This is a genomic window from Ruegeria sp. SATB045 (assembly GCF_059613525.1).
Window position 1 is genome coordinate 1 of sequence record NZ_JBXWSR010000033.1, and the last position, 8,362, is coordinate 8,362.

7 protein-coding genes are annotated in these 8,362 nt (G+C 51.8%); 5 read left to right on the plus strand and 2 right to left on the minus strand.

Features of this window, described 5'->3' with window-relative positions; genetic code table 11:
* Positions 1-709: 709 nt before the first annotated feature.
* Both AC2FNR_RS17905 and AC2FNR_RS17910 read left to right on the plus strand, forming a co-directional pair.
* Entirely contained in the window at positions 710-1,279 is a 570-nt protein-coding gene (locus AC2FNR_RS17905; protein WP_496850494.1) for a carboxymuconolactone decarboxylase family protein, read from the plus strand.
* A gap of 133 nt (positions 1,280-1,412) precedes the next feature.
* Complete coding sequence (locus tag AC2FNR_RS17910; RefSeq protein ID WP_496850496.1) at positions 1,413-3,335, plus strand: DUF3604 domain-containing protein; 1,923 nt, start codon at positions 1,413-1,415, stop codon at positions 3,333-3,335.
* 209 nt (positions 3,336-3,544) lie between these two features.
* On the opposite strand, the gene AC2FNR_RS17915 is transcribed toward AC2FNR_RS17910, so the two are convergent.
* Positions 3,545-4,192 carry a class I SAM-dependent methyltransferase gene (locus tag AC2FNR_RS17915; protein ID WP_496850497.1) on the minus strand — a complete coding sequence of 216 codons (648 nt, stop codon included), beginning with the start codon at positions 4,190-4,192 and terminating at the stop codon, positions 3,545-3,547.
* A gap of 96 nt (positions 4,193-4,288) precedes the next feature.
* On the opposite strand from AC2FNR_RS17915, the gene AC2FNR_RS17920 reads away from it, so the two are divergent.
* Both AC2FNR_RS17920 and AC2FNR_RS17925 read left to right on the plus strand, forming a co-directional pair.
* Complete coding sequence (locus AC2FNR_RS17920) at positions 4,289-5,188, plus strand: LysR family transcriptional regulator (RefSeq protein WP_496850499.1); 900 nt, start codon at positions 4,289-4,291, stop codon at positions 5,186-5,188.
* A gap of 16 nt (positions 5,189-5,204) precedes the next feature.
* A complete protein-coding gene (locus tag AC2FNR_RS17925; protein ID WP_496850501.1) occupies positions 5,205-5,696 on the plus strand; it encodes a P-loop nucleotide/nucleoside kinase family protein in 492 nt (163 codons plus the stop codon).
* Between the two features lie 444 nt (positions 5,697-6,140).
* Here the strand turns inward: AC2FNR_RS17925 and AC2FNR_RS17930 are convergent, their stop codons facing one another.
* A complete protein-coding gene (locus AC2FNR_RS17930) occupies positions 6,141-6,266 on the minus strand; it encodes a hypothetical protein (RefSeq protein WP_496850504.1) in 126 nt (41 codons plus the stop codon).
* Between AC2FNR_RS17930 and AC2FNR_RS17935 the strand changes: the two genes are divergently transcribed.
* Positions 6,262-8,169 (plus strand): bifunctional 2',3'-cyclic-nucleotide 2'-phosphodiesterase/3'-nucleotidase, encoded by a 1,908-nt coding sequence (locus AC2FNR_RS17935; protein ID WP_496850502.1) that lies wholly within the window; start codon positions 6,262-6,264, stop codon positions 8,167-8,169. The two genes, AC2FNR_RS17930 and AC2FNR_RS17935, sit on opposite strands and share 5 nt — an antisense overlap.
* The last annotated feature ends 193 nt before the right edge of the window (positions 8,170-8,362 follow it).

Here is an 8,362-nt window from a genome sequence, read left to right on the forward strand (position 1 = left end):
CGAGGGCAGACAGGTACTTCATGGATCAATCTCCTGCAGTTGCTTCTTTATTTAGATGCAGGAGGTTGCTCGGTTTTTATGGGGGACGGAGTGAGTGATGCCCGCTGGCTTGTTTGCGCGCGGCACCTGCGTTAGCCTGAATCTCCCAAGGCGAATGCTGGGTGAGGTCAGAGCAGGTCTATTGCACAGGGTTGAGTTGTCGACGATTTCGCGGGGTTAAAAATGGCCGGTACTGAATGCAATTATCAACGGATAGTCTCAGTTGAGGAAGTCAGGTGCGCCCTTGAAGAGGCGCAATGCCAGCAATGTGGCATCACCACCAATGAGTTAATGTCACGCGGGGAGTTGCTCGAGATCTGCGGTGAGGAACTTTGCTCCGACATCTCAACGGGCAAGAAAACGCTCATCGCGATTGCACTATGCCCAAGCTGTCATGCACAGGCTCATCAGGACGCCGAGAACAAGCATAACCCCTGCCAGATAAAGGCTCGGTGGAGTCGAGAGAGCCTAGCGTAAGGAGTTGCCGGGCAGGCGCCTCTTGCTTTGACTTCTTTTGTCCCAAAGCAGGCGTTGGTTTAGAGTTGGCTGAATGACCGTTTTGCGCGCTAAGCAGCCATTTGTCGATCAAGCGAATATTGTTAGGCTTATGTCCATGCGGCGATCCGGGCAACACGAACGCTTAGGCACCATTGTTCAGGGAGGTCATTAAATGAAGAGGCTATTTCCATCCCTTCCCGAGGACGCAACACTTGGCAGCGTTTTTCAAATGTTTCCGGACAAACTTTCTCTCTGGTGCCAATATGAGAGCCTTGTGATGCGAGGAGAGAGTGAGCTTTCCGCCTCTGAACGCGAGTTAGTAGCTGCCTACGTTTCCGGGTTGAATGCCTGTTCCTATTGTCACGATGCGCATACTGTATTTGCCCGCGCCTATGGCATTGATCCAAAACTGGTTGAAGCGCTGATGGAAGACCTTCATTCAGCGCCGGTCGATCAACGTTTCAAGCCCATCCTTGCTTATATAAAGAAGCTCACGCTATCGCCTTCCAGTATGATCGAGGCAGACGCACAGGCGGTCTATGAAGCCGGATGGTCGGAAAGCGCGTTGTTTGATGCGGTACAAGTTTGTGGTGTGTTCAACTTGGTGAACCGCCTCGTTGAGGGGACAGGTATAAGCAAAGTTGCTCGGGACCCTGAAACGATTGATGGGGAAACCGTCGCAAAGTTGACCAGCACATCATTCTATACTGACTTCGGCAGGGCCAATGGGCTCGATGTGTGAGCGAATTGGTCGGCTTAGTGCTCAAAACGGTCATTAGATCCGATCTGACGAACGGCAACCACGCGAACTTAGCAGACCTTCGAACTAAGTCGAAAAAATTCCGGAGCAGAGTTATGCTATGGTGCCCTCAATTATGGAGGAAAAATTGTTTCGCTTTTTTTTGCCAGCAGTTCTCATTTTGGGGAGCTCAGTCTTAGCTCAGGATGCAATAAATCCAACAGGCCTCTCCGGTCCTTCCGGTCGACCTTATTCACCTTACGCTGAGCGCGCATATCCAACTCAAGTCTATTTTGGTGACACTCACGTTCATACTGGCCTTTCCGGGGATGCTGGTGGAGGCGGTACGCGCCTTATGCCGCGCGATGCCTATCGGTTTGCGCGTGGCGAAGAAGTTGTGTCGAACACGGGGCAACCTGTAAAACTGTCGATGCCTCTCGATTTCTTCATGATTACAGATCATTCAGATGCGATGGGTGCTATCACCGACATCATCAGAGGTGCTCCCAACATCTTGGCAGATGAGCAAGGCAGATATTTCCACGAAGAATTTAATAAGGGTGGAGAAGCTGCTTTAGCGGCAGCGCTCGAGCTTACAGCGGCGTTTGCTCAAGGACAGGTTTCGCCTGCACTGAACTATCAACCGGGCAACCCCGCGTATGCCCGTGTTTGGGACGAAATTATCGATGCCGCGGAAGAGTACAATGATCCAGGCGTATTCAGCACCTTTATCGCCTATGAATGGACATCTCTTGTTGCAGGGAACAATTTGCACCGAAATGTGATCTTTCGCGACGGCCCTGAGCTCACAAGACAAATACTGCCTTATACAACAACCCCACCTACGGGCTCACCTAACCCTCGTGATCTTTGGAAGTGGTTGGAGAACTATGAGCAAACGACAGGCGGGCGTGTTCTTGCTATTCCACATAATGGGAACTTGTCTAACGGCTGGATGTTCCCGTTAATCGATGACTTCGCGGATGGGGTGCCGTTAGATCCCGCATACGCAGAAGCACGAAACAAATGGGAAAGACTATACGAACCAACTCAGATTAAGGGAGATGGTGAGGCCCACCTTTTCCTATCACCTGACGATGAATTTGCTGACTTCGAAACATGGGATTACGGCAATCTAGATGCTTCTGTTCCGAAAGAGCCGGAAATGTTGTCTGGCGAATACGCACGATCTGGGCTGCTTCGCGGCTTAGCCTTGCAAAAGGCTTTGGGAGTAAACCCTTTCAAGTTTGGCCTGGGTGGGGCTAGTGACACACACACAGGTTTAACAGCCCCAGATAACGACAACTTCTTCGGGAAGTTCACTGGTTACGAGCCCAGCGAAGAGCGCAGCCAACATGTCAGTAAGACTTATGCTGACGGGACCGTTGCGCTGCTTTCGTCGCAATACATTACTGGCGGTCTAACCGCAGTATGGGCGCAGGAGAATTCCCGAGAAGCCATTTGGGATGCAATGCATCGTCGTGAAACCTACGCAACAACAGGGCCCAGAATGCGCGTCCGTATGTTCGGAGGATATTCTTTTACCGAAGAAGATGCGTTACGGCGCGACTTGGCGCTTGTGGGATACAGCAAGGGGGTGCCGATGGGTGGGGATCTTGGCCCAGGGGAAGGCGCACCTTCTTTTCTGGTATATGCGCTTCGTGATCCGATGGGAGCAAACTTGGATCGAATCCAGATCATAAAGGGCTGGTTAGATGCAGATGCAGAGCAACGGGAAAAAGTCTACGACGTGGCCTGGTCTGGTTCCCGCGAACGAGATGCCGCTGGTAAGTTGCCCTCGGTAGGCACCACAGTGGACCTTTCTATCCCCTCGTGGACTAACACAATTGGAGCCTCTGAGCTGGGAACCGTCTGGGAAGACCCAGATTTCGATCCTTCGGAAAGCGCATTTTATTATGCCCGGGTAATAGAAATTCCGACCCCCCGATGGACGGCGTATGATGCAGTGAAGTTCGGAATAGACATGCCGGATGGCGTCCAATTAACAACACAGGAACGGGCCTACACTTCGCCGATTTGGTACTCGCCACAACAATAGTTCGATTTACAATGTCGGTCGGGTATGGACTCAGAGCAGCCGTTCGCTGCGTTCTGTCTGAATGACCACTCTGCGGACCAAACGGCCTTTCGCAACAACACTCTTAAGGTACGACCAGGCCGAGATAACTCCGTTCTTTCCTGTATGAAAGTATCGTGCAAGTTTACGCAAAGATCGTTTCAACGGATGCAGCTAAACGAACTAAAACTTCAAGATTTTTGCGCGACAATATAGCGGCTCTGGAGCATTGAGGCTTGATCAGAAGTATGAAGCACGTCGAAGCCTGCGGACGCGATTTTCCTTTCAAGCACTGATCCAGACACAAAATGCACAAACGGGGCTTTCCCAAGAGCCTGCATGATTGGGATGGCGATCCGACTGATCATCGCATACTTGAAACTACCGCTCTCAGGTGCGCAGACGGTTTTGGATATGAAAAGCCCACCGGGTTTTGTAAGCGCGGAAATGTGCTCGAGCGCTTGGTCCAAATCGGGCAGAAGATGAAGCAAATTATGCGCCAAGATCGCATCGTAATAACCTTCATCTAAACCGTGCTCAAGAACTTCAGCCACCTTGAAAGTGACGTTCTCCAATCCTTCTTTAGCACGCTTCTCATCGGCAATCTTGATCATGCCCGGAGCGAGATCCGTGGCAGTGACATGGGCGACATGCGGTGCAAGCAGCAGCGCGGTTGAACCCGTCCCGCACCCGATTTCCAGTACGTTGTCCTCCGCTTTCAGGTACGACTTCGTGAGCTCGAGTGTTTTCAGATACCCTTCCATGTTGCGGATTGGGTCTGCCGCATACTTTTGCGAGATATTGCTCCAGAACGCGGCATCCTTGGACAAAGCAGTCATTTCATTACTCTCAAAAAAGGTTGTTGCCGTATCCTTTACTTCCAAACAATCATTTTTGGAATTGCCACAATTTGCAGAAGTGTTATGCATAAATGCATGAACTGGAAGGCAATCAATTACGACTGGAACCAGGTACGGTCCTTTCTTGCGACAGCCGAAGAAGGCTCGTTTTCCGCAGCGGCACGCGTTCTTGAGCAAACTCAACCCACTGTTGGCCGTCAAGTTGCTGCGCTGGAAACGGCCCTTGGCATCACTCTGTTTGAAAGAGTCGGCAAGTCGCTTAATTTGACGACTGCTGGCGCCGAGCTTTTGTTGCATGTCAGAGAAATGGCGGATGTGGCGAACAGGATTTCTCTTACTGCGACAAGCCAGTCGCAAGCTGTTGAAGGGCAAGTCAGGATTACTGCGTCCGATGTGATGTCTGCCTATCAGCTGCCACCTATACTGAAAAAGATCCGACTTGCGGCACCGCGACTAGAGATCGACATCGTTGCTGCAAATGACATACGAGACATACAGCGACGTGAGGCTGATATCGCCATCCGACATGTGCGTCCAACTCAGCCGGATCTGACAGCAAAGCTTGTCGCCGAGGCCACGGCCCATTTTTACGCAGCACCTTCGTACCTTGATCAGGTGGGACGGCCAAAAAATGAAAACGAACTTGCGAAATTGGACTTTGTCGGGTTTGGGGACATCGACACGATGATCGGTTTTCTCGATCCGGCGGGCATTAAAGTAACCCGAAAGAGCTTCAGGATTGGCTCACAAAGCGGGATTGTATCCTGGCAACTGGTGCGCCAAGGTTTTGGCATAAGTGTAATGTCGGATGATGTGGCTGCCTTAACACCTGGTGTGGAGCGCGTGCTCCCCGACCGCGAGCCGTTTAAGTTCCCGATTTGGCTGGCGACACACTCCGAGTTACATACCGCACGAAGGATCAGGTTGGTATTTGATCAACTGGCGGACCAACTTAGCGCAGGGACCATCAGGTAATCCGGGAGTTCGTTCTATGTCACAGGCTATTCCAACGCTTCACTTGCTATGCGGCAAAGTCGCTTCTGGAAAATCTACTCTGGCAGCGGAACTAGCGGAAAGAGACGCAGTCGTGCTCATTTCAGAAGATGAATGGCTTAGCGCCCTGTTTGGCGACCAGATGAAGTCCCTGCAGGACTACGTGAATTGCGCTTGGAAACTGCGACCGGTCATGGGGCGTCACGTGGCTTCTTTGCTGAAGGCTGGCGTTTCAGTGGTTCTCGATTTTCCAGCGAACACAATTGAAAATAGAGCTTGGATGCGCGACTTGCTGAAAGACACGGCTGCGCAGCACCACCTTCACTTTTTGGATTTGCCAGATGAAGTTTGTCTGCACAGGCTGCATAAGCGCAACAGAGAAGGCGCGCATGCCTTTGCACCAACAGAAGATCAATATCGCCGTATTGCGCGGCATTTCGTGCCACCATTACCCGAAGAAGGTTTCAACATCATAACTCACCGCCAGTAGCGGCGGCACCAAACATGTTTCGAGCACCTACTCTGCATCGACGGATGGCTAATGCTCACAGACAGCTTTCACGGGGTCTCAAGTCCGGAGTACGCGCGGCAACAAGAGGTGCATGCGTGTGTGTCCTTCATGGCTCAAGGCGAAGGCAAAACCGCAATGTCGTTTACACCGATTATTGGTTAACGTACGTCACTGGCGGGCTCGAGCAACGCACTGGCCAGTACTGGCTCCAGCGACCACCTTCAGAATAGTTCAGCGCCGTCAATGCAGCACGGACGAAGGTAAATGGCACTGAGTATTTTGCAAATACGTTGTCAAAACACTCCTAGCTTGGTTTCACCGGACGCAATCACTTAACAACTGCCCTGAGTTGGTGCTTGGTGCTCGTCCAAAACCCCTGAAATAAGTCTGCAAGATGTGATAGGAAATACTGTCATAAGATCGTTATGCAAAAGCGGCAACAATTCTCGTTGCCAGCCAATTCGAAAGGTCACCCATGTCATTTTCCAGCCGCTCGTCAATTTCGCGTCGCCAGTTTCTTGCAACAACAGCCGGTGCAGCGGCGATCACCTTGCATCCTTTTTCAGTTTTGGCTGCCAACAACCAAGCGCATTTGCGCATTATGGAAACAACCGACATCCACGTCCATGTGTTCCCTTATGACTATTATGCTGACAAACCCCGTGACACCGTGGGCTTGTCCCGTACGGCCTCAATCATCAACGAAATTCGCTCTGAGGCGACAAATTCGATCTTGGTCGACAATGGTGACTTTCTTCAAGGGAACCCGATGGGTGACTACATCGCCTATGAGCGTGGCATGAAAGAAGGGGATGCCCACCCCATTATCACCGCGTTCAACATCGTTGGCTATGATGCCGCAACTCTGGGCAATCACGAATTCAACTACGGGCTGGATTTCCTGGAAAAATCACTCGCGGGTGCGGAGTTCCCGGTCGTTTTGGCCAATGTTTCAAAGGCACAAGGTGCAACTCCGCGTGACGACAAAACGCTGATCAAGCCTTATGCAATCATCGACCGTGAAATCGAAATGGGCGATGGGGCTAAGCACTCGATCAAAATTGGAGTAATTGGATTTACGCCGCCGCAGATCATGAACTGGGATCGAAAGCACCTGGAAGGCAATGTTCAAACCCGCGATATCGTCGAAACCGCGCGGGCATACGTGCCAGAGATGAAAGAACAAGGTTGTGACCTAGTCATCGCCCTTTCACACTCTGGGATCGGCGACGCCAATCATGTCGACGGTATGGAAAACGCATCAGTCGTTTTGGCGGGTGTTGACGGGATCGACGCGTTGGTCACGGGCCACAATCACCTTGTTTTCCCCTCGCCGACATTTTCGGACCGACCCGGCATCGATGTCGAAAAGGGCACCCTTATGGGCAAACCTGCTGTCATGGGCGGCTTCTGGGGTTCACATCTTGGTTTGCTGGATCTGCTGCTGGAACGGGAAGGAAATGAGTGGCGTGTGGTTACCACTACGTCTGAGGCCCGTGCGATTTCCCAACGCAATGAAGACCGCTCAATCACCGCTTTGGTCGGAGACGATCAGAAGGTTCTCGACTCGGTTGCGAAGGATCACGACGAAACGCTCGCCTATGTCCGTCGAGCAGTTGGCAAGACATCTGCTCCATTGCACAGCTATTTCGCGCTGGTTGCTGATGATCCGTCTGTTCAGATCGTTTCAATCGCGCAGAAATGGTATGTCAAAGAAATGCTAAAAGGCACCGAGCATGAAGGTTTGCCGATCCTGTCAGCGGCGGCGCCGTTCAAGGCGGGTGGTCGCGGAGGCCCCGACTATTACACCGATGTCCCGGTTGGGGATGTTGCCATAAAAAATGTGGCTGATTTGTATCTCTATCCAAATACGGTGCGCGCGGTGCGAGTGAACGGTGTTCAGCTGCGTGGTTGGCTGGAGCGATCGGCCGGAATGTTCAACACGATCGAGTCAGGCTCAGAAGACGCGGTTCTACTGAATCCTGAGTTTCCGTCTTACAATTTCGATGTAATGGATGGTGTGACATATCAGATCGACCTGTCAAAACCGTCGCGCTTTGGACCAAAGGGCGAAGTGGCGAATCCCGATGCAGCCCGAATTGTGAACTTGTCCTTCCAAGGTGAACCGGTCACTGATGAAATGGAGTTCATCATTGCCACCAACAATTATCGTGCATCGGGCGGCGGTTCGTTCCCTGGCGCACTGGGTGATACAATCGTATTCGAGGCCCCAGACACCAATCGCGACGTCATTGTGCGCTATATTGTTGAACAGGGAACGATCAACCCAAAAGCGGACGCCAATTGGTCCTTTGCGCCTCTTGAGAACACAACCGTTCTTTTCGAAACCGGCCCAAAGGCCCGAGACTACATTGGCGACGTCAAAGGCGTTTCAATCGAAGACGCCGGAGAAGGCACAGACGGTTTCGCGGCTTTCCGCATCAAGCTCTAGTTCAATCTCATTTGCATACTTTGGGGGAGCTGGGGGTCAACTAAAGCAGCATCATCTGGCTTATGCTGACCGCCCGCCTGCGATGTTCAAAAGCTATCAGTGGTCAGAATGAACGTCTGCTTTGGGCTGATTGTGTTGAAGAAGTCGGCTTTTGAGACGCGTTGATATTGCGGTCGCGTTCGCTTGATCTGCG

Bases quoted from the DNA above. Each gene is read 5' to 3' on its own strand.
- AC2FNR_RS17905 (WP_496850494.1), top strand. From the start codon at position 710: ATGAAGAGGCTATTTCCATCCCTTCCCGAGGACGCAACACTTGGCAGC.
- AC2FNR_RS17910 (WP_496850496.1), top strand. From the start codon at position 1,413: ATGGAGGAAAAATTGTTTCGCTTTTTTTTGCCAGCAGTTCTCATTTTG.
- AC2FNR_RS17915 (WP_496850497.1), bottom strand. From the start codon at position 4,192: ATGACTGCTTTGTCCAAGGATGCCGCGTTCTGGAGCAATATCTCGCAA.
- AC2FNR_RS17920 (WP_496850499.1), top strand. From the start codon at position 4,289: ATGAACTGGAAGGCAATCAATTACGACTGGAACCAGGTACGGTCCTTT.
- AC2FNR_RS17925 (WP_496850501.1), top strand. From the start codon at position 5,205: ATGTCACAGGCTATTCCAACGCTTCACTTGCTATGCGGCAAAGTCGCT.